At 32.8% G+C, this 26,745-nt stretch carries 27 protein-coding genes and 1 riboswitch; of the genes, 4 read left to right on the forward strand and 23 right to left on the reverse strand.

Annotated features, from left to right (window positions below; translation table 11 throughout):
- Positions 1–17: 17 nt before the first annotated feature.
- From aroC to cmk, 10 genes are all read right to left on the reverse strand, one after another.
- On the reverse strand, positions 18–1,184 hold the full coding sequence (aroC, locus tag D9V42_RS09715) for a chorismate synthase (protein ID WP_107555601.1): 1,167 nt from the start codon (positions 1,182–1,184) through the stop codon (positions 18–20).
- A gap of 456 nt (positions 1,185–1,640) precedes the next feature.
- Positions 1,641–2,090: a nucleoside-diphosphate kinase gene (gene ndk / locus D9V42_RS09720; RefSeq protein ID WP_017724512.1), complete on the reverse strand. Its 450-nt coding sequence runs from the start codon at positions 2,088–2,090 to the stop codon at positions 1,641–1,643.
- A gap of 151 nt (positions 2,091–2,241) precedes the next feature.
- A complete protein-coding gene (locus tag D9V42_RS09725) occupies positions 2,242–3,195 on the reverse strand; it encodes a polyprenyl synthetase family protein (RefSeq protein WP_172592853.1) in 954 nt (317 codons plus the stop codon).
- A 25-nt stretch (positions 3,196–3,220) separates the two neighbouring features.
- On the reverse strand, positions 3,221–3,922 hold the full coding sequence (locus tag D9V42_RS09730) for a demethylmenaquinone methyltransferase (RefSeq protein ID WP_107556130.1): 702 nt from the start codon (positions 3,920–3,922) through the stop codon (positions 3,221–3,223).
- A 1-nt stretch (position 3,923) separates the two neighbouring features.
- Positions 3,924–4,496, reverse strand: a complete 573-nt coding sequence (locus D9V42_RS09735) for a heptaprenyl pyrophosphate synthase subunit A (protein ID WP_122064736.1) — start codon at positions 4,494–4,496, stop codon at positions 3,924–3,926.
- A gap of 321 nt (positions 4,497–4,817) precedes the next feature.
- Complete coding sequence (locus D9V42_RS09740; protein ID WP_002483248.1) at positions 4,818–5,090, reverse strand: HU family DNA-binding protein; 273 nt, start codon at positions 5,088–5,090, stop codon at positions 4,818–4,820.
- 169 nt (positions 5,091–5,259) lie between these two features.
- Positions 5,260–6,258, reverse strand: a complete 999-nt coding sequence (locus tag D9V42_RS09745; RefSeq protein WP_122064738.1) for an NAD(P)H-dependent glycerol-3-phosphate dehydrogenase — start codon at positions 6,256–6,258, stop codon at positions 5,260–5,262.
- 15 nt (positions 6,259–6,273) lie between these two features.
- Entirely contained in the window at positions 6,274–7,584 is a 1,311-nt protein-coding gene (gene der, locus D9V42_RS09750) for a ribosome biogenesis GTPase Der (RefSeq protein ID WP_017724517.1), read from the reverse strand.
- A 180-nt stretch (positions 7,585–7,764) separates the two neighbouring features.
- A complete protein-coding gene (rpsA, locus tag D9V42_RS09755; RefSeq protein WP_107556127.1) occupies positions 7,765–8,946 on the reverse strand; it encodes a 30S ribosomal protein S1 in 1,182 nt (393 codons plus the stop codon).
- A gap of 293 nt (positions 8,947–9,239) precedes the next feature.
- Positions 9,240–9,899: a (d)CMP kinase gene (cmk, locus tag D9V42_RS09760; protein ID WP_107556133.1), complete on the reverse strand. Its 660-nt coding sequence runs from the start codon at positions 9,897–9,899 to the stop codon at positions 9,240–9,242.
- A gap of 78 nt (positions 9,900–9,977) precedes the next feature.
- On the opposite strand from cmk, the gene D9V42_RS09765 reads away from it, so the two are divergent.
- Positions 9,978–10,952, forward strand: a complete 975-nt coding sequence (locus D9V42_RS09765; RefSeq protein ID WP_107556126.1) for an asparaginase — start codon at positions 9,978–9,980, stop codon at positions 10,950–10,952.
- Between the two features lie 126 nt (positions 10,953–11,078).
- On the opposite strand, the gene ypdA is transcribed toward D9V42_RS09765, so the two are convergent.
- The 4 genes from ypdA to D9V42_RS09785 all read right to left on the reverse strand — a co-directional run bounded on the left by ypdA (position 11,079) and on the right by D9V42_RS09785 (position 16,436).
- Positions 11,079–12,065 carry a bacillithiol disulfide reductase YpdA gene (gene ypdA, locus D9V42_RS09770; protein ID WP_122064740.1) on the reverse strand — a complete coding sequence of 329 codons (987 nt, stop codon included), beginning with the start codon at positions 12,063–12,065 and terminating at the stop codon, positions 11,079–11,081.
- Positions 12,066–12,289: 224 nt separating this feature from the next.
- A complete protein-coding gene (ebpS, locus tag D9V42_RS09775) occupies positions 12,290–13,960 on the reverse strand; it encodes an elastin-binding protein EbpS (protein ID WP_122064742.1) in 1,671 nt (556 codons plus the stop codon).
- 141 nt (positions 13,961–14,101) lie between these two features.
- Positions 14,102–15,484 (reverse strand): RecQ family ATP-dependent DNA helicase, encoded by a 1,383-nt coding sequence (locus tag D9V42_RS09780; protein WP_122064744.1) that lies wholly within the window; start codon positions 15,482–15,484, stop codon positions 14,102–14,104.
- Complete coding sequence (locus tag D9V42_RS09785; RefSeq protein ID WP_107555739.1) at positions 15,474–16,436, reverse strand: helix-turn-helix domain-containing protein; 963 nt, start codon at positions 16,434–16,436, stop codon at positions 15,474–15,476. The genes D9V42_RS09780 and D9V42_RS09785 overlap by 11 nt, the downstream gene beginning before the upstream one ends.
- A gap of 110 nt (positions 16,437–16,546) precedes the next feature.
- Between D9V42_RS09785 and D9V42_RS09790 the strand changes: the two genes are divergently transcribed.
- Positions 16,547–16,795, forward strand: a complete 249-nt coding sequence (locus D9V42_RS09790) for a ferredoxin (RefSeq protein WP_026113585.1) — start codon at positions 16,547–16,549, stop codon at positions 16,793–16,795.
- Between the two features lie 325 nt (positions 16,796–17,120).
- Here the strand turns inward: D9V42_RS09790 and D9V42_RS09795 are convergent, their stop codons facing one another.
- From D9V42_RS09795 to D9V42_RS09820, 6 genes are all read right to left on the reverse strand, one after another.
- Positions 17,121–17,666, reverse strand: a complete 546-nt coding sequence (locus D9V42_RS09795; RefSeq protein ID WP_122064746.1) for an ECF transporter S component — start codon at positions 17,664–17,666, stop codon at positions 17,121–17,123.
- 66 nt (positions 17,667–17,732) lie between these two features.
- A riboswitch (FMN riboswitch) is annotated at positions 17,733–17,869 on the reverse strand.
- Between the two features lie 249 nt (positions 17,870–18,118).
- Positions 18,119–19,894 (reverse strand): ATP-binding protein, encoded by a 1,776-nt coding sequence (locus tag D9V42_RS09800; RefSeq protein ID WP_172592854.1) that lies wholly within the window; start codon positions 19,892–19,894, stop codon positions 18,119–18,121.
- A complete protein-coding gene (locus tag D9V42_RS09805; RefSeq protein WP_107555741.1) occupies positions 19,881–20,603 on the reverse strand; it encodes a response regulator in 723 nt (240 codons plus the stop codon). Before D9V42_RS09805 ends, D9V42_RS09800 begins: the two co-directional genes overlap by 14 nt.
- A gap of 130 nt (positions 20,604–20,733) precedes the next feature.
- Entirely contained in the window at positions 20,734–21,471 is a 738-nt protein-coding gene (locus D9V42_RS09810; RefSeq protein ID WP_017724529.1) for a pseudouridine synthase, read from the reverse strand.
- Positions 21,464–22,006: an SMC-Scp complex subunit ScpB gene (scpB, locus tag D9V42_RS09815; protein WP_167456101.1), complete on the reverse strand. Its 543-nt coding sequence runs from the start codon at positions 22,004–22,006 to the stop codon at positions 21,464–21,466. The genes D9V42_RS09810 and scpB overlap by 8 nt, the downstream gene beginning before the upstream one ends.
- Positions 21,996–22,730, reverse strand: a complete 735-nt coding sequence (locus D9V42_RS09820; RefSeq protein ID WP_107555742.1) for a segregation and condensation protein A — start codon at positions 22,728–22,730, stop codon at positions 21,996–21,998. Before D9V42_RS09820 ends, scpB begins: the two co-directional genes overlap by 11 nt.
- A gap of 92 nt (positions 22,731–22,822) precedes the next feature.
- Here D9V42_RS09820 and D9V42_RS09825 point away from each other — a divergent pair, with 92 nt between their 5' ends.
- Entirely contained in the window at positions 22,823–23,329 is a 507-nt protein-coding gene (locus tag D9V42_RS09825; protein WP_107555743.1) for a DUF309 domain-containing protein, read from the forward strand.
- 75 nt (positions 23,330–23,404) lie between these two features.
- On the opposite strand, the gene xerD is transcribed toward D9V42_RS09825, so the two are convergent.
- The 3 genes from xerD to D9V42_RS09840 all read right to left on the reverse strand — a co-directional run bounded on the left by xerD (position 23,405) and on the right by D9V42_RS09840 (position 25,427).
- Entirely contained in the window at positions 23,405–24,292 is an 888-nt protein-coding gene (gene xerD / locus D9V42_RS09830; RefSeq protein WP_107555744.1) for a site-specific tyrosine recombinase XerD, read from the reverse strand.
- Positions 24,293–24,334: 42 nt separating this feature from the next.
- A complete protein-coding gene (fur, locus tag D9V42_RS09835) occupies positions 24,335–24,781 on the reverse strand; it encodes a ferric iron uptake transcriptional regulator (RefSeq protein ID WP_017724534.1) in 447 nt (148 codons plus the stop codon).
- 103 nt (positions 24,782–24,884) lie between these two features.
- Entirely contained in the window at positions 24,885–25,427 is a 543-nt protein-coding gene (locus tag D9V42_RS09840) for an NUDIX hydrolase (RefSeq protein ID WP_122064750.1), read from the reverse strand.
- 159 nt (positions 25,428–25,586) lie between these two features.
- Between D9V42_RS09840 and D9V42_RS09845 the strand changes: the two genes are divergently transcribed.
- Positions 25,587–26,501, forward strand: coding sequence for an aldo/keto reductase (locus D9V42_RS09845; protein ID WP_107555745.1), 915 nt, complete (start codon positions 25,587–25,589; stop codon positions 26,499–26,501).
- Positions 26,502–26,745 lie beyond the last annotated feature (244 nt).

Genomic DNA, 26,745 nt, shown 5'->3' on the forward strand with positions numbered 1-26,745 from the left:
AAATTTTAATTGATTGATTAGTATTCAATATTTAATAAGCGGCGTTCTTTGATTTGCGATTGTAATTGCTCAATATGATTGCATTGGAACTCTTCAAGTAATGCTTTTGCTAATTCAAAAGCCACTACGTTTTCAACAACGACACTTGCAGCAGGTACAGCACAGCTATCAGAACGCTCAATCGACGCTTTGAATGATTCTTTTGTATTAATATCTACTGAGTTTAAAGGTTTATAAAGTGTAGGGATTGGTTTCATTACACCGTTAACTACGATAGGCATACCATTAGACATACCACCTTCAAAACCACCTAAGTGATTGGAACCTCTATAATAACCGTTTGTCGTATCATATAATATTTCGTCTTGTATTTCGCTACCTGGCTTCTCTGCAGCTTTAAAACCTTCACCAAAACTTACACCTTTAAAAGCGTTGATACTTACTACACCTTGTGCAATTCTGCCATCAAGTTTGCGATCATAATGTACATAACTACCAATGCCAACAGGCACACCTTCAATAATAGTTTGAACTACACCACCAATTGTATCGCCAGCTTTTTTAGCTGCGTCAATTTTATCGCGCATAGCTTGTGCAATTTCATCATTAATGACGCGTACATCATTTTTATCAATATTAGATTTAATTGTATCGATATCATATTCAATATCATCTTTAATGCCACCAATTTCTACTACTCTACTATAAAAATTAATATCTAATTGTTTGAGTAATATTTTAGAAACTGCACCAACAGCAACTCGTGCAGCTGTTTCTCTTGCTGAAGAACGTTCTAAAACATTTCTTAAATCTCTGTGGTTATATTTCATGCCACCGATTAAATCTGCGTGTCCTGGACGAGGTTTAGTAATTACACGCTTCATATTGTCCTGGTCTTCTTCGCTAATTGGATCTGCACCCATAATTTTTTTCCAATGAGTAAAGTCATCATTAGTAACTATAAGCGTAATAGGACTTCCTAAAGTATAACCATTTCTCACGCCAGATACGATTTCAACCGCATCTTTTTCAATTTGCATGCGTCTTCCACGGCCGTAACCGCCTTGTCTTTTAAACATTTCTTCGTTAATATCAGCAACATTGATTTCTAAATTTGCTGGAACACCTTCAATAATTACAGTTAACTGTGGTCCGTGTGACTCACCAGAAGTTAAATATCTCATACTTTACCCACTCCGTTCTTTAGTACTTTAAATTGATATATGTTCTATATCTTATCATATTCAATTGTTCAAATTAACAGAAAAATTTACAAATGATAAATCTTCTTAAATTTTCACGGTTAGAATGTTATTTTTCAGTGTAACATTTAAACATTTTTATTAATATTGAATTTTGTTTTTTTATGGTTGTAATACCATAATTTTAATTGATTCGTGCTACATAAAGCTATAAAATAATAGAAAAACTTCATTATACTTTTTGCGCTCAAATACTTCGGAGGTTTTAATTAAAAATTTGAAATAGTTTTGTTGTCTATTGTATGTATTTAACAGAACATTGTAATACAACATTATAAATATAAAAAACGATGATTTTTACAGATATAAAGTAAAAATCATCGTTTATTTATTGTTTAAGACAACGTAGTCTAGAATTTTGTTCTATAAGTATTTAAATTATTCATATAACCATGCTTCACGTGCTTCTGTATAATCACTTAATTCTTCTGCTTTAAACCAAAGGTTAATTTCTTTATTAGCTGATTCTACTGAATCTGAACCATGAATGATATTTCTACCTACTGTTAAACCTAAGTCTCCACGAATTGTACCTGGAGTTGCTTCAGACGGGTTTGTTTTGCCGATGATGTGACGAGCAACGTTTACAGCATCTTCCCCTTCAACAACCATTGCAAATACTGGTGCTGATGTAATAAAACTAATTAAATGTTTATAGAAAGGTTTATCTGTATGTTCGGCATAATGTTCCTCAGCAAGTGCTTGTGGCACAGTCATAAACTTACCACCTACAAGTTTTAGTCCTTTTCTTTCAATACGAGAAATAATTTCTCCTACTAGATTTCTTTGCACTGCATCTGGTTTAATCATTAAAAATGTTCTTTCCATTGTGTGTTTATCCCCCTGTTTGTTATGTATCAATGTCCTTCTATTTTTCAACAATATATAAAATTATATATGTATCAAAATAAAAGTATGTTTTGAAGCACATTAATATATTAACAGGTAATTAAAGCGCTTTCAATGGTTTTCACACAAGTTACACATTTCTTTTTCCAACTTTTTTAATTAGTTTCTTAAATAATGGTTTTGAATCTTCATTTTCTAATTGATCAATTAAGTAAAGTGCCTTATCCAAATACTTGTCGCTGATTGCCTGAGACTGCTGTATGACATCAGAATTCTTCACGTGATTAATACAATAGTCGAACGTTGCTTGACTACTATTTGCATTTAATTGTTGTATAATCGCTTTGAATTCTTCGTTTTTTCTCATCTCTAACAGCACTGGAAGTGTAAGATGGCCGTTCATTAAATCACTACCAACTGGTTTACCCAATTTTTTTTCAGTGCTCGTGAAGTCTAAGATATCGTCGACAATTTGAAAACTCATACCAATATAGTGGCCTATCATTTTTAAATTGCGAATTGTTTTAGCGTCTGCTCCCGAAGCAATTGCACCCACTTCAGTAGATAATTGAATAAGCAATGCTGTTTTACGATTAATTCTCCGTAAATAGTTGGTGATTGTTTGATTACCATTGAATTGGTCTTGGAATTGATATAGTTCGCCCATACAAACTTCTACAATTGCACTAGATATGACGTTATGTACACGATTATCTTCGATGTTAGATATGTGCTCAAGTCCGCGAGCTAATAAGAAGTTTCCTGTGAGTATAGCTGTATTCTGATCCCATTTTTTAGCTATAGTTAAGCTACCTCTTCGTTTATCACTTTTATCTATCACATCATCGTGTACCAACGTTGCCATATGTATAAGTTCAAGTGCTACGGCAACACGATAGACTTCGTCATTTCTTTCTTTACCAAATTGGCTGCTTAAGATTACAAAGGCGGGTCTAACGCGTTTACCACCCGATGAAAATAAATGATATGACGCTGATTCGAGAATCTTGTCATTACTTTTTATAGACTGCTCTAATTGTTTTTCAATTTTTTTTATTTCACTGTTCATGTTTAACTTTGCCACGCTAATCACCTTTGGTTGATTCATTTTATTTATAGCCAAGGTGCATTGCTGCAACGCCACCTGTAAAGCTACGGACTTTTATGTTGCTGAAACCAGCTTGTGTAAACAAACGTTTCAATTTTTCTTTATCTGGAAAATCGAATGTAGATTGTTGTAACCATTCGTATTCGTCTTTGGATTTCGCAAATATTTTACCAAAGATTGGCATTACAAATTTAAAATAAAGTTTATAGCATTGTTTGAAAACAGGTGTTGTTGGTTGGCTAGTTTCTAAACAAACAACCATTCCACCAGGTTTTAAAACGCGGTTCAGTTCTTTTAAAGTTGCTAAATAATCAGGCACATTTCTTAAACCAAATCCAATAGTTACGTAATCAAATTCGTTGTCTTCAAATGGTAAATTCATTGCATCGCCATGTACAAGCTTTAAATTATGCATGTCTGATGTCTTGCTTTTACCGACTTCAAGCATGTTTTCGCTGAAATCAACACCAATTACTTCGCCAGTTGGCCCCACTGCTTTGCTTAATGAGATAGTCCAATCAGCAGTACCACAACATACATCTAGTGCTTTGCTTCCAGATTTAACGTTCATTTCTTTCATAACACGTTTTCTCCATGTCTTGTGCTGTTCAAAGCTAATGATATTGTTGAGTCGATCATATTTACCAGAAATATTTTGAAAAACGTTGTGTACTTGTTCTTTTTTTGCTTTATTATCTGCCATGTTAATTACCTCTTTTTGAATGTATTTCAGCTTTTAATTTATCTATAAAACCATCTAGTTTTTCTTTAGAAAATTCGCCTAAGTAAGAAGGATGATGTTCAGCTAAACTCGCTATCATTTTGTCATTGATAAAATTAATATTAACTTCAGGGACATATCTTTTAATTGTAATGAACGGAAAAGTATTTTCAACTTTTAAAATATAGTCACTAATGTCATTATTATCAATTGCGTCATGATGAATTGAAGATTTCATTTCATTCACTTCAACAATTGCTGTACTAATTTCTTTTTGATAAATTGGATCATTGAGTTTTGCTAATAATGTATAAAAATGAGCGCTTAATAAGTCGCCAATTAAAATAGATTTCTTAGACGATAACGTAGTTGAAACTTCGTCTAGATGACGCATCGCAGTATCTATTGTGAGGCAAGCTAATTTAGCTTCTTGAGGTATATCATAAGAATCAAGTATTTCTGCTAATGCTTGATTGATATAGATTGGTTCATAATGATTTACACTGCTGAGTCGCTGTGCAATTTGAGTTTCTAATATGCTGAATGTCGTTTCCATGTTCACACCTCACGTTATTATCCATATACATATTAACATTATATAGAGAAAAATAAAATCAACGTAAATCAAAGTAAAGGATATTTATGTAATATATATTAAAAATACTCATGTATTTGTGTAATAGAGTAATTGTTATATGTAAATTTGTTTAACAAACTCACTAATTTTCAGTAGTTGCATTACTGCATTTATTAAAAATCGCTACTTCGAATGATATCACAATTATAAAGTTAAAAGATATATGATTTAAAGCTTTATAAAAAATTCTCTATAAAAAAGAAAAAGCCCCTTGAAAAGGGCTTTACTTTGAGTAAAGAATTATTTTACTGCGTCTTTTAAAGCTTTACCAGCTTTAAATGCTGGAACTTTGCTTGCAGGGATATCAATTTCTTTACCAGTTTGAGGGTTACGGCCTTTACGAGCAGCGCGTTCGCGTACTTCGAAGTTACCGAATCCAATTAATTGTACTTTTTCACCTTTAGAAAGTGATGATTGAATTGATTCGAATACTGCATCTACAGCTAAGCCAGCTTCTTTTTTAGTTAAGTCAGCTTGTTCTGCAACAGCATTGATTAAATCTGTCTTGTTCATTATGAATTCACCTCCCCTAGGGTTAATAATGATAACTTAATATCATTATGCTATGACTTTAACACAACGATTACTGCTACTGCAATGATTTATGCGCAAAAAACGTTGAAATAATAGGATTTTGACAGTTAATTGATATAAATTAACTAAAAAGTGTAATAATACCTCACTATTCTGCTTTCTTTCCACGTCCCATCAAGTCTTTAACGCTTTCATCAACTGGTCTATTTTCAAACAATACACTATAAAGTGCGGCAGTGATTGGCATATCTACATCGACCTCTTTAGCTAGGTGATAAACAGATTTTGTTGTATATACACCTTCAACGACCATGTTCATTTCGTTTAAAGCTGTGTCTAATGATTTACCTTCACCTAATTTATAACCAAGTGTATAATTTCTAGAATGGGTTGAGGTACAAGTTACAATTAAGTCTCCTATGCCTCCTAAGCCTAGGAACGTAATTGGGTCTGCGCCTAGTTTTTCACCTAAGCGGCTAATTTCAGCTAAACCTCTAGTCATAAGCGCTGCTTTAGCATTATCACCGAATCCCATCCCTGATATAACGCCACTAGCTACTGCAATGATATTTTTTAATGCGCCACCTAGTTCAACGCCTACTAAGTCATCATTTGTATATACACGTAAATAATCATTCATGAAAAGGTCTTGAGTTAGTTGACTGACTTCTGGTGTTTTAGATGAAGCTGCTACAGTAGTTGGTTGTTTAATTACAACTTCTTCAGCATGACTTGGTCCTGAAAGTACACCTATACCTGCATTATGCTCTGGTGAAATTGAATCTTCCAACATTTCAGAAACACGTTTATATGTTTCGTTTTCAATGCCTTTTGCAACGTGAATAAAGGTCTTTTTAGAGCTTAAGAGTGAATCGATTGATTTCGCTACTTCTCTCATTGCTTTTGTCGGTAACGCCATTAAATAGACTTCTGAGAATGATACGGCGCTGTTAATATCTAATGTTGCTTCTATTGTGTCATTAAGCTGTGCGTTTTTTAAGTATTTGCTATTAATGTGTTGTGAATTAATCTCATCGATTGTTTGTTCATTTTTCCCCCACATTAAAACTTGGTGTCCGTTTTCTGCTAAGACATTTGCTAATGCCGTACCAAAACTTCCTGTACCAAAGACTGTTACTTTAGTCATGGAATCCCCCCGGTATTAATTTCTTTTCCTTGCTATAATGTGTACTGGTGTACCTTCAAAGCCGAATGCAGCTCTAATTTGATTTTCTAAATAACGTTTGTATGAAAAATGCAATAGCTCGACATCATTTACAAACACGATAAATGTCGGCGGTTCAATTGCAACTTGCGTAGCATAGAATACATTTAAACGTCGACCTTTATCTGTAGGTGTAGGATTCATGGAAATTGCATCCGTAATCACTTCATTTAGCGTGGAACTTTGAACACGTTTTTTATGATTCTCACTAGCTTCTTTAATATATGGGAATAATGTTCTGAGACGTTGCTTCTCTTTTGCGGAAACAAATGCAACCTCTGCATAATCTAAAAATTGGAATTCTTTACGAACTTCATCTTTAAATTTTTTCATAGTATTCGTTTCTTTATCTACTGTATCCCATTTATTCACTACAATTACAATTGCTTTACCTTCTTCATGTGCATAGCCAGCAACACGCTTATCTTGCTCGATGATACCTTGATCTGCATCAATGACGATTAAAATCACATTTGAGCGTTCAATGGCTTTTAAAGCACGTAGCACTGAATATTTTTCTGTATTTTCATAGACTTTACCTTTTTTACGCATTCCTGCAGTGTCTATCAATACATAATCTTGATCATCGTAACTATATTCGGTATCAACAGCGTCTCTAGTAGTACCAGCTACGTTTGATACGATTACACGATCTTCACCTAGGATTGCATTTACTAAACTTGATTTACCAACGTTTGGTCGTCCAATGATTGATAAACGTATTGTATCATCATCATATGGGTCTGGTTCTTCTTCTTTAAAATGTTTAACAACTTCGTCTAATAAATCTCCCAAACCTAGTCCGTGAGAACCAGAAATTGGATACGGATCCCCGAAACCAAGTGAGTAGAAATCGTAAATTTCATTTCTCATTTCTGGATTATCAACTTTATTTACGGCTAGTACTACCGGTTTTTTTGATTTATATAACATTTGAGCAACCATTTCATCACTTTGAGTTAGGCCTTCTCTTACGTTTACCATAAAGATAATTACATCGGCTTCATCGATTGCAACTTCAGCTTGTGCTCTTATTTGTGTTTGGAATGGGGCATCTCCAATCTCGATACCACCAGTATCAATAATGTTAAAATCGTGAGTCAACCATTCACCTGATGAATAAATTCTATCGCGAGTCACGCCAGGTGTATCTTCTACGATTGAAACGCGTTCACCTACGACTCTGTTAAAAATTGTAGATTTGCCTACATTTGGCCTCCCTACAATTGCTACTATAGGTTTAGTCATAAACTAACTTCCTCTCTTCTTTAATCTCTATAATTCTATCATAAGGGGTAATGAAATCAAAAGAAATATTAAATCAATATTTTTGTTATAGAATTATCATACAAATTTTGAATAACAAAAAAAGAAATCTTGCCCTAACATATACTAGGGCAAGATTTAAAGTTGCTATTACTTACATTGTTAAAATTTGAAGTCTTTTAATTTATCTCCAAATACATCACCAAGCGTTGGGTTATCTTCATCTTCTGAAGTATCATTTAAATAAGATTGCGTCGTTTCGCTATCGCTTTCAATGACATTTTCATCTGGTAATGTTGCTTTTATTGATAATGAAATACGTTCGTTTTCAGGATCCACACTGAGTACTTTCACACTCACTTTTTCGCCTGGTTGTAATACCTCGCCAGGTGTGCCGATGTGTGAATGACTAATTTCTGAAATATGAACTAATCCTTGTACGCCAGGTTGAATCTCCACGAAAGCACCAAAGTTAGTCAATCTAACTACAGTTCCTTCGATAACGTCACCTTCATTGATTTCGCCTTTAATTGCTTCAAAAGGACTTGGTAATGTATCTTTGATAGACAGTGAAATACGTTCAGAATCTTTGTCTACTGATTTGATTTTAACTTTCACGCTATCTCCAATAGCCACAATATCTTCAGGTGATTTAACATGTTCGTGTGATAATTCCGAAACGTGTACAAGACCGTCCACGCCTCCAATATCAACAAAAGCACCGAAATTAGTTAAACGCGCTACTTTACCTTCGATAACGTCACCTTCGTTAAGTGACTCCAGTAATTTATCTTTTTTCTCTGCGTTTTCTAGTGCCTCTACTGCTTTTCGACTAAGAATGACACGATTATTTGCAGGATCTAATTCTTCAACTTTAAGTTTTAAAATTTGTCCTTCAAAACCAGAGAAATCTTCAATGAAATCTGTAGAAATTAATGAGGCTGGTACAAATCCTCTTTGGCCAACATCTACAACTAAACCACCTTTAACTACTTCTGTGACTTTAGCTTCGATAGTTTGGTTATTATCTAACTGTTCTTGTAAAAATTCATATGATTTTTCAGTTTCGAGTTGGCGTTTTGAAAGGATGTATGCACCCGTTTCATTTTCTTCGTCATATTCTACTTTCGTAACATATGCACCGATTTCATCACCAACTTTTACTGCATCGCTTGGGTTGTCAATATGATGCGTTGAAAGTTGACTAATAGGGATGATGCCATTAAATTTACCACCATTGACATGGATGATTACTTGTTTTTCTTCAATTTCTTGAACTTCACCAGTAACCTTATCCCCTTCTTTAATCTCGTTAATCATTGATTCGTTAAACTCTTCAGTCATCTTGTCTGCCTCCTTATTACACTACATAATTATAACATCTTATAAACTGACAGAATTGTCAAGAAATTCCCCTTTATTCGAGAGAATCGATTTTAAATTGTTAATGTTTTGTAAAATAGGCTTTTCTAATCTAACAAAAAGAACTAAAAATTTACCTATACTTTACATTTTTATATAGTATATTAATTCTGATTAGTATAATAATACACGTGTATTATATACCCACTTTTTTCATTGTATAACCTTTTTACACTATATGAAAAATATTTATATTAAATTAGAGGCATCTACGATTAATCTAGTGATTTTACTAAAGTTAATATTTCTGCTGTTACAGTTTCTATGCTTTTACCAGTTGTGTCCACAGTAATGGCATCGTCAGCCTTCATTAAAGGAGAAATTTCACGATTCATATCATAATGATCTCTGTCTGCAATCTCCTTTTTTAATTGCTCTATATTTGATTCAATACCTCTTTCTTCATTATCTTTCTGTCTACGTAACGCACGTTCTTCCACTGAAGCTATCATATAGACTTTTAAATCAGCATTTGGTAATACGACAGTTCCGATATCTCTACCGTCCATAACAATACCTTTCTTAGCTGCTAATTCTTGTTGTTTTTTGACTGCAAATGTACGAACCGGTTCTTTTGAAGCCACATATGATACATGACTCGTTACATTATTTTCTCTTAAGTAGTCAGTGACATCTTGATTATCTAAAATGACTCTTTGCCCTTTAATTTCATCATATGTGAGTGATAATTCTGTCGTATCGATTAATTCATTAAAGTCTTCAGTTTTATTTTGTTGTAAGTATTTATAAGTAATTGCACGATACATTGCACCAGTATCTACATAGATCATAGATAATTCACCAGCAACAAGCTTAGCAATTGTACTTTTTCCTGCTGCTGCAGGTCCATCAAGTGCGATATTTAATAATTTCATTTTAGTAACCCTTCCTTGTTGTTTTATGAATAATATTTTATCATAAATATGTACTTTATAAATAGGAGGAATGCCCGCATGAAAAAAGTTCTTGTTATTCATACTGGTGGTACCATTAGCATGTCACAAGATGAAGCTAATAAAGTAGTTACAAATACAGATAACCCTATATCTAATCATAAAGATGTAATAGAAAGGTATGCTGATGTAACTGAAATCACACCATTTAATGTTCCCTCACCACATATGGACATTAAATATGTTGAAAAATTAAAAGAATTAATTGAAAATGCAGCTCAAAATGAAAGCTTTGATGCATTTGTTATCACACATGGTACAGATACATTGGAAGAAACTGCATACTTACTAGATTTAACAATTGCTATTTCTAAACCTATAGCAATTACAGGTGCAATGCGTTCCTCAAATGAAATTGGCTCGGATGGTTTGTATAATTTCATATCAGCTATTAGAGTTGCAACAAGTGATGAAGCTACAGATATGGGTGTTATGGTTGTCTTTAATGATGAGATACATACTGCTCGCAATGTAACAAAAACACATACTTCTAATACAAATACATTTCAAAGTCCAAACCATGGTCCTTTAGGTGTAGTAACTAAAAACAGTGTTCAATTTCATCATAAACCTTTTGAGCATCTAATCCTTGATGTAATAGATCACAATTTAAACATTCCTTTAGTTAAGGCTTATATGGGAATGAACAGTGATGTCTTGACTTTTTATAGCCAAAACAATGTAGATGGTATTATTATTGAAGGTCTTGGGCAAGGGAATTTACCGCCAACTAGTTTGGAAGGTTTGGATAATTGTTTGCGTAAACATATACCAATAGTTCTAGTTTCTAGATCATTCAATGGTATTGTTGGACCAATTTACGCTTATGAAGGTGGCGGCGCAACGCTAGCAGAGAAAGGTGTTATCTTCTCAAATGGTTTAAATGGCCCTAAAGCACGTTTAAAACTTCTTGTAGGGTTAAGTAATCAATTGTCATCAGAACAGTTAAAACAATATTTTGAATCACAGTTATAATGGAAATATATGTAAATAAAAAGCACAACCATTTATAACCTAGTATAAGTGGTTGTGCTTTTTGATTTTGATTATTAAAGAATAATTATAAATACTTGCTAAGAATGTGATTAAAATATGATCATTTTAAGATTCAAGTGGAGTTTGTTTTTTAGATAAAATACTTTGAGTTATAATACCACCATGATATTTACCATTCTCAATAAATATTGTGTTTGCATCATTACCTGCAGCAATAACACCTGCGATATAACAATTTTCTACATTTGTCTCATATGTTTCTTTATTATAGATTGGTGCAGTACCATATTCATTCTCATTAATTTCAATACCTATAGATTGTAAGAATTCATAATCTGGGTGGTATCCTATCATCGCGAAAACATAGTCATTAGCTATTTCAAATGTTTGCCCATTTTGTTCATAAATAACACTATCTTCTGTTATTTTAGTTACATTTGAATCAAACGCCATATTAATTTTTTCGTGACGGACGAGAGATTCAAAATTCGGTAATATCCAAGGTTTAATCGCTTTAGGATAATCACTACCTCGATAAATGACTGTAACGTTTGCACCTGCTTTTTCTAATTCTAGTGCCGCATCTACAGCAGAATTTTTACCGCCAATAATGACTACATTTTGATCAAAATAAGGATGCGCTTCTTTAAAGTAATGCATAACTTTAGGAAGTTCAGCACCTTCAACTTCAAGTTGATTATAATGTCCGTAATAACCGGTAGCTACAGTGAGAAATCTACATTGATATACGTCCTTAGTAGTTGTGATTGTAAAACGATTATTTATTTTTTTTACCGTGAGGACTTCTTCAAAAGCATTAATACGAAGTTGGTGATGTTTTACAACAGCTCTATAGTAAACCAACGCTTGATTACGATGTGGTTTGCTTTCTTCCACTATAAACGGAACGTCCCCAATACTTAATTTATCACTTGAAGAAAAGAACGTTTGATGTGTTGGGTAATTATAAATTGCATCTACAACATTCCCTTTTTCTATAACTAATGTATCTATACCTTTTCTTTTTTGTTCGATAGCAGCACTAAGTCCACAAGGACCGCCGCCTATAATTATACTTTCGACTGTTTGCATTCTTCCTTCGTCCTCCTTTTACCACCCATATATTATACCAATAGTTTTAAAAAAACCAAATGAAAGAAATTGAAAATTTTATTACAAAATTGTTTGTGTCTATAAATATATTGAGAAAATAAAAAAGATCTCACTATAAATACAAGCTCATAGTGAGATCTTTTTTATTTGAATGGATTATTGCTGCAATCCATTTTGAATTATGAAATAAATACTTATTTTCTTTATTGAGGAATAACTAAACGTTGACCATTATGGATGTCATTACCTTGTATGTTATTCGCCTCTCTAATTTTTTCTACATTTTCTGGAGAACCTTCACCGTAATATTGGATGGCAATTCTATAAAGGTTTTGCCCATTTACAACATGTGTTTGTTGTCCAGAATTATTAGTTGTAGCTTGGTCATTCTGTTGGTTATTATTTGATGAACCTTGAGATTGTTCAGTTGAACCATTTTGTGTATTGGCTTGATCATTTTGTTGTGATTGACTATCTTGTTGATTTTGTTGTGATTGACTATCTTGTTGATTTTGTTGTGATTGATCGCTTTGATTAGCTTGATCTTGATTATTTTGATTTTGATCACTATTTGCTTGGTCTTGAGAGTCAGAATCTGATTGGTCAGAATCGCTATTGGCATCATCTGAAGAATTACTGTTGTCATCTGAGTCAGAAGAAGCATTTTTGTCATCATCTTTGTTAGCTTTATCGTCATTTGATTTTTTATCTTTGTCAGAGTCTTTATCAGAATCTTTATCTTTATTATCAGCGACTTTTTTATCATCGTTGTTGTTACTATCGTCATTGTTTCCAGTAAGTGCCATACCGGCGAATATAGCAATTGCAGCTAAGATTAAGATAGCAGCAAGAATAGGTAGTAATTTACCTAATAAACCACCTTTTTTCTTCTTGTTATCGTCATCGTCATTATTGCTGTTACCACCGTTACCGCCGTTACCGTTACCACCATTACCACCGCTTGATTTTGAATGGCTGGCAGCAGCAGCACCAGTTCCAGCAGCTGCCGCTCCACCTGCTACAGCAGCACCTTTTTTCTTGTTACTACTTTTCTCGTTATTTTGTTGATCCTTGTTGTCGTTTTTGTCATTTTCTGATGTATCATCATGACTAGCGTTTTTATCATTTTTACCTTTATGCTTACCAGCTGCATATGCACCAGCTCCAGCAGCCGCGGCTCCACCTGCTACAGCAGCACCTTTTTTCTTAGAGCCGTTTTTAGAATCATCTTGTTGTGATTCGTTTTGGTCTTGATTGGATTGGTTATCTGGTTGATTTTCATCAACATCTTGATCATCTGCATGTTGTTGATTGTCATTTTTTGACTCGTCATGGTTTGCATCTGAACTATCTTTACCCTTATGTTTACTAGCAGCATAAGCGCCAGCACCAGTAGCAGCAGCTCCGCCTGCTACAGCAGCACCTTTTTTCTTAGAACTGTTATCGTCCTCTAAACCATTATTGTCTTCGCTGTACTTATGATCATTAGCATTTGTTTTATCACTAGTAGGCTCATGGCTTAAATTGTTATTTTGTGAAGGGTCATCAGTGTTACGTTCTGATGTTAAGTCAGATGTTGAATTGTCTTCGTTGTACTGTTCACTATCAAATGCTTCATCCTCGCTATGTTCTTGTTGATCTGTTTGATTAGTCTGTTCATCTTCACCTTGATTTGTAGCAGTATCTCTTCTACGTTGTCTTCGCTGAGCATTTCTTGGAGGGAATTGTTCGTCTGTTTTATCAGAAACTTCCTCTTTTACATTGTCAACTGAATTGTTAACTGAATCCTTGGCATTGTCTTGATGTTCTTTTGGATCAATGGATTGACGATTTTTTTCAAAATCATCTTTAAAATTGTTCTTAGACAAATTCATCATCCTTCCTTTTTTATTTAAGTATATACTGTTTTACCCTAACAGAACGTAAATATGTATAATTTTTTAAGAAAAAATACTGTTAAATAAGTGTATATATCGTATTATAGCTTGATTGAAAATATGAAGTAAAGTAATTGTCTATTTTTTAAACAAATTTTGTATTTTTTCATTAAATTCCATTTTTCTTTTTACTTTTTTTCTATTTATTATATTTATTAAATTTAATTCACAATCATTATCGCAACATGATTTAGGCTTTTCTATCAGAATTTCGTCAAAAAATTCAACTAAATAAGATCTTCTGCATTGATCAAGATTTTTGTAACCTAGCATACGTATATAACCTAATTTTTTACGTTTATAAGCCATATCAAAGATATTGCGCAATTGCTCAAAAGTATACTGTGTACTTAGTACATCAAGTATGTCTGACTTTTCAGGTGGTAGAAACTGTGATAATTCATACGCATTTACATCCTCAATGTTAATTATGTCTGTAAATAATAAAGTTTCTAGAAGAAAGCTATCATCAGGTTGATAAAGGCTTATTGCTTGGCTTTGATTACCGTCACGGCCTGCTCTACCTATTTCTTGCATATAACTAGATGGACTTGTAGATAAATGGAAATGAATAATTGTTCTAATATCTTTTTTGTTAATACCCATGCCAAAAGCACTTGTAGCAACGATAATCGGGATTTCATTATTAATAAATTGATGTTGTACTGTATGCCTTTCTTGGTATGATAGATCACCATGGTAAATACCAGTTAAAAAACCATAATTATAAATACTTTGAGCTAATGATAGACACATTTTTTTAGATGATACATAAATAATTGTTGGCCCTGATTGCTCTAATGTAGGTAAAAGCCATTTTAATTTTTCATCATCATCAGCAAAATTTTTATGTGCTAGTGAAATGTTATCTCTATTCATACTATTTTTTATGACTGAAAATGATTTACTTAATATTTGCTCTAAATCAAAAGTTAAATAAGAGGGTGCTGTTGCAGTTAATGCTAATACGGTAGCATCATTGAAATAATTTACGATTTTACCTATAAGTGCATAATGTGGCCTAAAATCATAGCCCCACTCTGATAAGCAATGTGCTTCATCTAATACAATCATACCGATATTTAAACGTTTAATTAATTTGAAATTGTGTTTTTGTAATATAAACTCTGGACTTAAAAAAATAAATTTACTTTGGTTTAAGCAGTTAATGTTTTGTTGCTTTTCATTTTCATCCATGCCTGAATGTATACAACATACATTTTTTTCTCCTTGTAACTTAAGTTGCATAACTTGGTCATCCATCAGTGAAATTAACGGAGAGATAACTAACGTTGGCTTTTGTTTTATGTAGGTTGGTAATTGGTAACATAGGCTCTTACCACTACCAGTAGGCAGGATTCCTAAAGTATCAATATTATTAAGTACATTGTTAATAATTTCCTCTTGGCCAGGCTTAAATGATTCAAATCCAAACCATTTTTTCAAGTCATCATGTAACATTTAGTTCACCTCTTTCGACACCAACAATAATTAATTTAATTTCAAAGTAACTGAGTTCAGAGAAAGTGTCCTTATAGCTACGTAGTCTTTCACTGCGATTAGCTATATAATAAGTTATAAATGGTTTGTATTCTACATGGTTTAAATAACTATCGTAATCGGTTATGTATCCTTTGATAAATAATTCTAAAATATGATCGTCGATTGTATTAGGTTTAACATTTTGCTGCGCAGCAAGTTGTTTGAAGTTTAATCCATTTTGTATTCCTAAATAAGTTTTTTCGGTTTTGTTTAACAATGTCGGAAGAATAATTAAGCTATGTAATAATGGATACTTTTCTTCATTCTCTATTTCATACATTAAAGTTACTAAATCCCTCATTTCTAATTCAAAAAGCATTTCCTGCGATATTGCTTCTATTAAACTAACTTGTTGTCTCGTATACATACTTTCTTCGAAACCTTGCAAATAATAATGAATGTATATGTCATTATTATGGTTCGTTAAAGATTGAAAAAGTAACGTGAGTTCTGCTATAAATGATTTTTCTAATTGGTCGTCAGAAATTTTTTTATATAAGTCTTTAACCTTTTGATGAACTGTTCTATGTTGTGTAATAGGTACAAATTGATAATTGTCATGTTGGATATTGGACAACGTTTGCGTTAACAATTGTAGTGCATTGAAAGTGTTTAATAAGCTGTCATATGTATGCCGTGGGTGGCTAATGATATTTTGAATTTGTTGTTCGTTGATGTTAGAATTACTAGAATATTGTTCGAATAAAGGATATTTTAGTTTAGGCATACTATGATACAATGATAAGAGTTGTTGACTACAGGCATCAAAAAAGGTTTGATGCGATTTTTTACCTGTGATAATATTAAATATACTTTTTTCGGTTTTGTAATTATGTGACTTCGTGTATGCAAAATGAATTAAATTATACATGGATGCTCCCTCACTTTTATAAATCGAAAACATTTGAAAAAATGATAAACAGTGATTACAATAATATTTGTGTAATTATTGTAGCATTTTTGTCAAAGGAGGCGAAGAAATTGGCTAAATATACAATTGTTGATATGGACACATGCATAGCATGTGGCGCTTGCGGTGCCGCTGCCCCTGATATATATGACTATGATGACGAAGGTATCGCTTATGTAATACTAGATGATAACCAAGGTACTGCAGAGGTACCAGAAGAATTATATGAAGATATGGAAGATGCTATAGACGGATGCCCTACTGATTCTATTAAAATTGAAGAAGAACCATTTGATGGTGACGCATTAAAATTTGAATAGAAATGTATTATATTTAAGCGTAAACAAGCGGTTATCTACTATTGCAATAACCTCTTTAACGACTTAGACATAATTGAATTTAAATCCGGGACACAAATAACTGTCTCGGTTTTTTTGTGTCCGGTTATGCTATAAAGTTGTATTACTCCAATGAATTGATATTGTAAATATGATTGAATTCTGGCTATTCGGTTTTGAAATAACTGCAATCTCAGCTATAAATTCCTTAAAGTAACCTTTATATGTAATATTTGAAATATAAACGCCCTTCACTTCTCACTCAATCAGTGAAAATGAAGGGCGTTTGATAAGTTATACTATCATTTTAACGTGGTAAAACGTTTTTTAATCGACTATATAAAAGAATAAAGACAATTGAGATGACGACACCTTTAATAATATTAAAAGGTATGACGCCCGATACAATAACTATTTTAATATTTTCTACTACATCAGATAGGTTCATAATCATGCCATATAAAGGTAATAAAACAAAGTAGTTTAGTATACTTAGAACAATTGTCATCACTAACGTAGCCACACTAAGTCCTATAATTTGAGATTTGACGACACCTTTATGTTTTGTGACGAAATAAGCTGTTAATAAAAAGCTTGATGCCGCTAAAAAGTTAGCTACAGGGCCTACTGGATCTCCAACATTGAATAGAAAATTGAGTAAGTTTTTTATAAATTCTACAATAAGTCCAGCTACAGGACCTAGTGTGAATGTTGCTAACAAGGCTGGTACATCACCAAAATCTAAAGTTAAATATGGTGGTAAAAATGGTATAGGGAACTTTATAAACATTAAAATAAATGCTACTGCACTCAACATACTAATCGTAATGAGGCGTTTTGTTTGTTGTTGCATATTAAATTATCTCCTTCCATTCATCTTTCTCAGAATAGGAGGATATAATTGCACAACAAATAAACCCTCCATCTTCTCCCATCCAGACTATACTGTCGGCTCTAGATTCACACTAGATCAGCCATTAATCTATGAATTAGAAAAATGGGTCGCAGGCTTAAATTACTGCCGGTTGGGAATTACACCCTACCCCGAAGATGAATTTCTTAAATTTTATAAATTTATCATAGCTTATTGCTCAGATAAAAACAATAGACTTGCTTAAAATATATTATCAACGTAAATAAAATGGTTGAAACTGGTATAAAAACTGCCAACAAGGCATTTAACTTTGTCGGCAGTTTTTAAGTTCTATACATAAATGAATTGCATATAAGGATGTGCTCTATATTTGTTCATTATTTCAAATTATAATGCTTATATTTAGTTATTCATTAATCTAGTGACGATACTTAATTATTGTCGTCTTCAATCTCTGGTTTAGGTAAGGAAATGATAAAAGTAGTCCCTTCCCCTAGTTTGCTTTGTACATCAATAGTACCACCATGAGAATCAATAATCATACGGCAGATAAATAATCCTAACCCAGTTCCTTGTTTGCCACGCTTACGTGCAGTATCTACTTTGTAAAAACGATCAAAAACTTGTTGTAAATGTTCGGGTGCGATACCAGAGCCGGTGTCGGATATATATAGTATTTGTTCTGAATTAGTTTCGCTTACCTCTATGTTGATTGTATCCCCAGGTTCAGTATATCTAGACGCATTATCTATTAAATTAGTTAACACTTGTTCAATTCTATCCGAATCAAAATACCATAAATGTTGTTGCGTATCTGGGTTTAAACACATATTTAATTCTAAATCTTTGGCATGCTTTTGATACTTTTGTTGCATTTTGTTAAGTAATGGATCAATTGGTTGCACAACTTTATCTACAGTTAAACCTTCAGCATCCATTCGCGCTACATTTAATAATTCATTGACCAACCTATTCAATCTTTTAGTTTCATCTAAAACGATAGATAATGATTCATGAATTTCATCAGGTTCAGTTACGATACCATCAACAATAGATTCAGTGTATCCCTGCAATAAAGATATAGGTGTACGTAATTCGTGAGAGACGTTCGCAATGAAATCTTTTTTCATTTGATCCATATTATGCTCGTTTGTCATATCACGAATTATGGCTACGATACCGCTTCTACCATCAGGCTGTATTTGCTCTATATAGCTAGTGATAATTACAAAATAACGTGTATTGATTTCATAAACTTCAAATTGCGTTTTTTTGCTACTAAATGTAAGTTCATTTTGTTCATCTAATTTTTCTAGCGCATATTCATCTAACATTTGTAAAATGGTATTGGCTAATTTATTAGAAATAATAATTTCTTTTTTGTCATTAAATCCTAAAACGCCTTCAACCATGGAGTTAATTAGACTATCTCGAATATTTTTAGAGGATGACAATGCGTCAATATGCTGTTGAATTTCAGAACTCATTGTATTAAATGTGCGTGATAATTCACCAATTTCATCTTTTGAGTTAACTGGTACAACTTGAGCATAATCACCTTTAGAGACTTTTAGAGCTTGCGTCCTTAAATTACGTAGAGGCTTTGTTATACGTGACGATAAGAAGAATGCAAATACGGTTGTTATTGCTAAAAAGATGATAGCAATGATTAAGATAATTACTGTAATCACATTATTGGTTTCTTCTATTGTCTTTAAGTCTTGATAGATAAACACGCCACTATATTTACTATTCGGACTATTTGCTGCTTCAATATTTTTCGTTGGGTAACCAATTAATACATATGTTCGTTGTTTGTCATTAAAGCTAACTGTGACATGTTCTGAAATTTGTTTGCCGTGATCAAAGACGCGATCATAATCTTTGTTATTTTTAATTTCTTTGAACATTTCATTTTTTGTAACATCATTGTCGTGGTTATCTTTGTGTTTATCATTCATTATGATGAGACCAACAGGGCCTTCAATTAATTTACGACTATGTTCGATAGCAGTAGCTCTATCGTCAGAACTTTCTACAAGTTGGCTTATCCTTTTGGCGTCTTTTAATAAAGAATCTTCTGTTTCTTGAGTGAAATAAGACTGTATAAACGTTATAAGAGCTGCACTTAATAGAATTAAAACTGTGGTTACTATAAATATGATAGTTAACCACAGTTTTACAACTACACTATTAAGTAGGTTCATTATTTGATTTGACTTCAAATTTATATCCCACACCCCATACAGTTTGTATCATATGAGCGGCATCTTCTGATACTCGATTTAACTTTTCTCTTAAACGTTTAACGTGCGTGTCTACTGTACGCAAGTCGCCATAGAACTCATAATGCCAGACTTCTTTTAATAATTGTTCTCTATCGAATACTTTATTTGGTGTTTTGGCTAAGAAAATTAATAGCTCATATTCTTTAGGTGTCAAGTTCACTTGGTTTCCATCAGCCAACACTCTGTGTGCATCATTATCTATAACTAAGTGATCAAATTCAATTAAATCTCTTGCATGTGGTTCACTTTGTTCAGGAGATGCAACTTGAGTACGTCTTAATAATGCTTTGACACGTAACACAACCTCACGTGGTGAAAATGGTTTAACGATATAATCATCAGCACCAGACTCAAACCCTTCTACTCTGTTTGTTTCTTCACCTTTAGCAGTTAACATAATAATTGGTGTTTCTTTATGTTCTCTTAATCGAGATGCTACGGTGATTCCATCCATTTCTGGTAGCATTAAATCTAATAAGATACAAGCATAATCATGTTCTACAGCCATTTTATATGCTTCATTACCATCACTTGCTTCGTGTATTTCAAAAGATTCTCTTTCAAGATATAACTTTAATAATCTTCTGATTCTGTCTTCATCGTCTACGATAAGTATTTCGTTTGACATGCATATATACCTCCCACACTGCTACTTTCATATTCAACAATATTATATCATAGGTTTGTCTTTAAAAGTGACTGTGACCTTAAAGTTTGTGAAAAAATTCTCATAAGCATAGAAGAAGCGAAATTAATATCTATTTACCGTGCTCTGCAAGGTGACGAATGGTTTTAACTTCATGAGGCGTTAAAACTCTGCCCTCGCCCGCATTCAACCCTTTTAAGTCTAATGGTCCGAATTCAATACGTTGAAGTTTTGATACTTGGTGTCCAAAGTGTTCAAACATACGACGAACTTGACGATTGCGACCTTCTGTAATTGTAATTTCAACAAGTGTATTATTTTTATCTTTATCTTGATTTTTAACTTTAACAATTGCTGGTTGCGTAACGCCGTCTTCTAATTTTATACCTTGTTCTAATGCTTTAACTTCTTCTCTCATAAGGTACCCTTTTAATTTAACGACATACTTTTTCTTTATTTTATAGCTAGGATGCGTCATTAAATTTGTAAACTCTCCATCGTTCGTTAATAAAAGTAACCCCGAAGTGTCGTAATCTAAACGGCCAACAGGATAGATTCTAGTTTTAATTTCTTTAAAGTAATCAGTTACGACTTTTCTGCCTCTATCATCAGATACACTTGTAATTACTTGTGCTGGTTTATAAAACAAAATGTATAACTTATCTTCTTGTTCTAGTTTAATACCTTCAACCTCTATACTATCTGAATTTTTCACTTTAGTACCTAATTCAGTAACAACCGAACCGTTGACTTTAACCTTACCTTCTGTAATAAGCGTTTCTGCTTTACGGCGTGATGTGTAACCACTATTGGCTATGCGTTTTTGTAATCTTTCTGTCTCTTTATTCATTATTTTCTCCTTTTTGGTTCACTAAATTACTGAAGAATGCTTCGATTTCTTCATCTTCTTCATCTGTTGTAGGTAAATCGTCCAAATGCTCAATACCAAATACATTTAAAAATAATTCGGTTGTATAGAGTTGCTGGCTTCTTGAATCAGCTTGATCTTTTGCTTCTACAAGGCCTCTAGCAATTAAAGTTTTCACAGCACCATCGGAATTAATACCTCTAATCATTTCTATATCGCTTCGTGATAAAGGTTGATTGTATGCAATAATAGATAAAGATTCCATTGCAGCTTGTGATAACTTCATTTTTGATTTTTGTTCAATTAATTTCTCGATATACTCTGAAGCCTCTTTTTTAGTTGTTAATACATAAGTTTGTCCAAAATGTTGAATCATTAAACCATCAGACTGATATGTATTTACAAGTTCTGATAAAGTAGCCTCATCTATTTCTAAAATTTCAAGTAATTGTTTTTTGTCTAGCCCTTCATCACCAGCTGTATATAATAGTGATTCTAAAATTCCTTTAACGTTCAATTCCATAGTTTACCCCTCTTAAAATGTTGATATCATCAAAACTTTTGGGTTGTTCAATGTTAACAATACCAGATTTGGACATTTCAAGTATTGCTAGAAAATGCGTTACAACCATTTCTATGGGTTCAGTAAAATTAAACAAACTAAAGAAATTGAAAGAATCATGCTGTTTTAAACGTTCAGAAACTTGTGTTGTGGCTTGTTGAATAGTAAATGTCTCTTTATGTATATCAACAGTTTTAGGTGTATTAAATTCTACTCTGTTTTTCACTTTCTGATAGGCAATGATTAATTCTGTTAAATCTATTGTGTTTTCTGAATCCCATGTTTCTGTTGATTCTAAATGTGATAAATCGGTTGGATGCTTTGAAAAATAGTAAGCGCGTTCTGATTTCTTTTCATTTAGAATTTCTGTATATGCTTTATAGTTTTGATATTCAATTAATCGACCGACTAAATCATCACGTGGATCGTCATCTAAAGTTTCTTCTTCATTTGTTTGTGGTAATAGTAACTTACTTTTAATCACAAGTAATTCAGAAGCCATTACTAAGTATTCACTTGCAATATTTATTTCTAACTGATTCATCGCATGAATATATTGCATATACTGCTCAGTTAATTCCTTCATTGGAATATCATAAATATCAATTTCAATTTTTTGAATAAGATGCAATAATAAGTCTAAAGGACCATTAAAGGCATCTAACTTTACTTCATACATTTTATCTACCTCATATCGCAAGTTAAGTGCGTAATTCACTAAAATATTATAGCATGTTTATAGTAAACATTTAAATTTGGAGCGGTTTTAATATGGAAAAAGCATTGAAAGATTTTTATTTTCACTTTCACACCAAACAACACTATTTTTTATGTCATGACATATTAGAAGAAGCATGGAAAGACAACGAACACTTTCGAAAAGATGATGCAGTTGTAAGTTTAATCTTATTAGCGACAGGATGTTATCATTTTCGTCGGGCTAATCATAAAGGTGCTATAAAATCATTTCGTAAAGCGCTAAATGTAATCCAAGCTTATACTAATGATACAGAATTGGGCATTGAATTAGAGTCGTATAAAGCACTACTTTTAGAATTAATAGCAGCTGCTAAAAATGACGATCATTTTGTACCAATACAACTACCGTTAACACCAAGCATGCAACAAGCTATCCTAAAGGCTTATCCTAACTTTACAATGACTGATTATACTATTGAGGACAGTTATATAGTAAATCATCATTTAGAAAGAGATCGGTCAGAGGTTCAAGCTGCACGTTTACAAGCACTTCGCGAAAGAAGAAATACTAAAATGTAATAATGAAATTTCTATTTTGAATATTAGACATATAAAAACACAGGCTAGTTATTCTACGAATAAACTGGTCTGTGTTTATGCACGTGGATGGAATTCATTATACATTTTACGAATTTGTGATTTTGATACATGGGTATACAGTTGAGTTGTAGAAATGTCGGAATGTCCTAACATTTCTTGAACAGCTCGTAAGTCTGCTCCATTTTCTAATAAATGTGTTGCAAATGAATGCCTTAAGGTATGTGGTGTTAATGATTTGTTAATATTTGCTTTGACACCATTTTGTTTGATCATTTTCCATATCGCCTGTCTAGATAAAGGTTTGCCATGCATGTTTAAAAATAACACATCCGTGACAGTTCTTTTTAATAATTGTGGCCTTACCGTATCAATATATGTAGTCAAATAATCGATAACCGCATCTCCTAATGGGATGATACGCTCTTTGTTCCCTTTACCGAACACCTTAACAAAGCCCATAATTAAATTGATATCTTCAAGCTCAATTTGAATTAATTCAGAAACACGCATACCTGTAGCATACAGAAGCTCTAACATTGTACGGTCTCTATAACCGTTATTTTTTGAAAGGTCTGGTGTTTCTAATAATGCTAACACTTCATTAATTTCTAATACGTCAGGCAATTTACGATCATACCTAGGTGTTTCAATTAGCACAGTCGGATCTTTTGCTGCGTATTTTTCTCTTAAAGCAAATTGGTGAAAACTCCTAACCGTTGATATAAAACGCGCTAATGATTTTGCGGATGCTCCATCATCATGTAAGTGACCAAGGCATAGTTGTACAGCTTGTCTATCTACAAAATCAATGTGACTGATTTTTTGAAGTTCTATAAAGTCTTTGTATTTTTTTAAATCTCTACGATATGCACCTATGGTATTTGTGCTCAAACCTTTTTCTAATTGTATAAATTTCAAGTATTCTTCAATTATATCATCCAAGCTTAACACCTCTATTCATAAAAGGTTTTTGTTCGTACAAGATTATTTACCTTGAGCTTGGCAATTTGAGCATACGCCATGAAATGTTAAACGGTGGTCTAAGATTCTAAAGTCAAAATCCTGTTCAACGCGTTCTTCTACTTGAGGTAATAAATCTTCTTCAATTTCTTCAACTTTACCACATTCCATACAAACGAGATGATGGTGGAAATGTTTTGCGCCTTCTTTACGCAAATCAAATCGAGCAACGCCATCTCCAAAATTAATTTTATCAACTACTTTAAGTTCTGATAATAATTCAAGTGTACGATACACAGTAGCTAGACCTATTTCAGGTGCTTTGTCTTTTACCTTTAAATATACATCTTCAGCACTTAAATGATCTTTCTCATTTTCAATTAATACACGTAACGTCGCTTCACGTTGTGGCGTTAATTTATATGAAGATTGTTGTAATTGTTGCTTCACGCGATTTAGACGTTCTTCCACGGAAGCCTCACTCCCCTACTAATAATTATAATCATTTTAATTTGTATAATGATTTATATATAAAATACCAGTAATTGATAAAATACGCAAGTATACTCGTTCCTTATTTATAATCATTATAATTAAGGAGTAAGTGTTGTAATGCAATAATCGTTTTAGCGTCTTCAAGTTCTTTGTTTTTCAACATGTCTTTGACTTCTAATAGAGAATACTGTTCTAACTCAATAAATTCATCATCATCTAAATTCATTTGACCTATTTTTAAGTCTTTAGCTAAATAAATTGATATTTTTTCATTTGAAAAACCAGGAGATCCATACATCTCAGTTATTAATTCTAAATCATCAGCAATATAGCCGGTTTCTTCTTCTAGTTCACGCTTAGCCGCTTCTGCACGCACCTCATCTATTTCTAGTTTGCCTGCCGGAATTTCTAATAATGGTTTTTCAGCTGGTTTACGAAATTGTTTAACAAGTAACACTTTATTCTCAGGCGTTAATGCACAGACTGCTACCGCGCCGTTGTGATAAACAAGTTCACGTTTAGATGTTTTACCATCGGGTAATTCAACATCGTGTACTTCTAAATCAATAATGGACCCCTGGTAAATGGATGTTTTATGTATTGACTTTTCGTATAGGTTCATTTTAATCACGTTCCTTTTATTTGATTTGAGTTATTGTTAAGATATATACGGTAGTATGTAGGGAGCAACTATTACAGTTAATATACACATCAAATTAAGTAATATTGCATATATTGTTTTTACACCCTATGATTTAAGTGTATCGAAAGGAGAAACGACATGCAAAAAAATGTATTAAGAAGTGGTATCGAAGTTTCAGAATTAGGTTTAGGTTGTATGAGTTTAGGTACTGATTATAATGAAGCAGAACCTATTATTGAACGTGCGATAGAACATGGCATTACTTATTTTGATACAGCAGATATTTATGATAAAGGTATCAATGAAGATATCGTGGGTAAGGCGTTAAAAAAATACCAGGATAGAGATGATATCGTTATAGGTACAAAAGTTGGTAATCATTTAGCTGAAGATGGTTCTACTTTTTGGGATCCATCAAAAACTTATATAAAAGAAGCTGTGAAAGATTCGTTAAAACGTTTAGGATTAAATCATTTAGATTTATATCAATTGCACGGTGGTACGATTGATGACCCATTAGATGAAACAATTAGTGCGTTTGATGAGTTAAAACAAGAAGGCTTAGTACGTGCTTATGGGATTTCTTCCATACGTCCAAATGTAATTGACTATTATTTAAAGCATAGTGATATAGAAACGCTAATGTCACAATTTAACTTAATTGATAATAGACCAGAAGCATTATTGGATGATATACATGCACAAAAGGTAAAGGTACTCGCTCGTGGACCAGTATTCAAAGGACTATTAACTTCTAATAGTAATCAAGCTTTAGATGATAAGTTTGCTGAAGGTATTTTTGATTATAGTTATCAAGAATTAGGAGAAACAATTGCTTCTATTAAAGAAATAGAAAGTAATTTAACAGGCTTAACATTTAATTATCTTACTTCGCATGACGCACTAGGCTCGATTATAGTTGGCGCAAGTAGTGTGAATCAATTAGATGAGAATGTGAAGAACTATCAGCTTTCAAGAGATATTAGTTTGGAACAATTAAAAGCTGCTCGTGAAAGAGTTAAAAACTTAGAGTATACACAACATTTGAAATAATGAGTTAAAGCTCGTTTACTAAGGTCACTAATTTTATAAATTAGTGACCTTTTTTATAGATTGATAATCCAGGAAAGTGATTTTCAATGAATACCTGAGCATACGCTCATGCATAAGTCCCACTAGCTCTTAAAAAGCGGAACACCTGAGTAAATACTCAGGCGTAAGAGCCACTAATTCCTACAAGAAGTGGCTCTTTAGAGAGTGGTATAAAGGTTTACCTGAGCATACGCTCATGCATAAG

Origin of the sequence: Staphylococcus pseudoxylosus (assembly GCF_003697915.1) — a bacterium.
GTDB lineage: Bacteria > Bacillota > Bacilli > Staphylococcales > Staphylococcaceae > Staphylococcus > Staphylococcus pseudoxylosus.

Coding starts and splice junctions, on each gene's coding strand:
- aroC (WP_107555601.1), bottom strand. CDS start 1,184: ATGAGATATTTAACTTCTGGTGAGTCACACGGACCACAGTTAACTGTA.
- ndk (WP_017724512.1), bottom strand. CDS start 2,090: ATGGAAAGAACATTTTTAATGATTAAACCAGATGCAGTGCAAAGAAAT.
- D9V42_RS09730 (WP_107556130.1), bottom strand. CDS start 3,922: ATGGCAGATAATAAAGCAAAAAAAGAACAAGTACACAACGTTTTTCAA.
- D9V42_RS09735 (WP_122064736.1), bottom strand. CDS start 4,496: ATGGAAACGACATTCAGCATATTAGAAACTCAAATTGCACAGCGACTC.
- D9V42_RS09740 (WP_002483248.1), bottom strand. CDS start 5,090: ATGAACAAGACAGATTTAATCAATGCTGTTGCAGAACAAGCTGACTTA.
- D9V42_RS09745 (WP_122064738.1), bottom strand. CDS start 6,258: ATGACTAAAGTAACAGTCTTTGGTACAGGAAGTTTTGGTACGGCATTA.
- der (WP_017724517.1), bottom strand. CDS start 7,584: ATGACTAAACCTATAGTAGCAATTGTAGGGAGGCCAAATGTAGGCAAA.
- rpsA (WP_107556127.1), bottom strand. CDS start 8,946: ATGACTGAAGAGTTTAACGAATCAATGATTAACGAGATTAAAGAAGGG.
- cmk (WP_107556133.1), bottom strand. CDS start 9,899: ATGAAATTATTAAATATCGCACTTGATGGACCTGCAGCAGCAGGAAAA.
- D9V42_RS09765 (WP_107556126.1), top strand. CDS start 9,978: ATGAAAAAAGTTCTTGTTATTCATACTGGTGGTACCATTAGCATGTCA.
- ypdA (WP_122064740.1), bottom strand. CDS start 12,065: ATGCAAACAGTCGAAAGTATAATTATAGGCGGCGGTCCTTGTGGACTT.
- ebpS (WP_122064742.1), bottom strand. CDS start 13,960: ATGAATTTGTCTAAGAACAATTTTAAAGATGATTTTGAAAAAAATCGT.
- D9V42_RS09780 (WP_122064744.1), bottom strand. CDS start 15,484: ATGTTACATGATGACTTGAAAAAATGGTTTGGATTTGAATCATTTAAG.
- D9V42_RS09785 (WP_107555739.1), bottom strand. CDS start 16,436: ATGTATAATTTAATTCATTTTGCATACACGAAGTCACATAATTACAAA.
- D9V42_RS09795 (WP_122064746.1), bottom strand. CDS start 17,666: ATGCAACAACAAACAAAACGCCTCATTACGATTAGTATGTTGAGTGCA.
- D9V42_RS09800 (WP_172592854.1), bottom strand. CDS start 19,894: ATGAACCTACTTAATAGTGTAGTTGTAAAACTGTGGTTAACTATCATA.
- D9V42_RS09805 (WP_107555741.1), bottom strand. CDS start 20,603: ATGTCAAACGAAATACTTATCGTAGACGATGAAGACAGAATCAGAAGA.
- D9V42_RS09810 (WP_017724529.1), bottom strand. CDS start 21,471: ATGAATAAAGAGACAGAAAGATTACAAAAACGCATAGCCAATAGTGGT.
- D9V42_RS09820 (WP_107555742.1), bottom strand. CDS start 22,730: ATGTATGAAGTAAAGTTAGATGCCTTTAATGGTCCTTTAGACTTATTA.
- D9V42_RS09825 (WP_107555743.1), top strand. CDS start 22,823: ATGGAAAAAGCATTGAAAGATTTTTATTTTCACTTTCACACCAAACAA.
- D9V42_RS09840 (WP_122064750.1), bottom strand. CDS start 25,427: ATGAACCTATACGAAAAGTCAATACATAAAACATCCATTTACCAGGGG.
- D9V42_RS09845 (WP_107555745.1), top strand. CDS start 25,587: ATGCAAAAAAATGTATTAAGAAGTGGTATCGAAGTTTCAGAATTAGGT.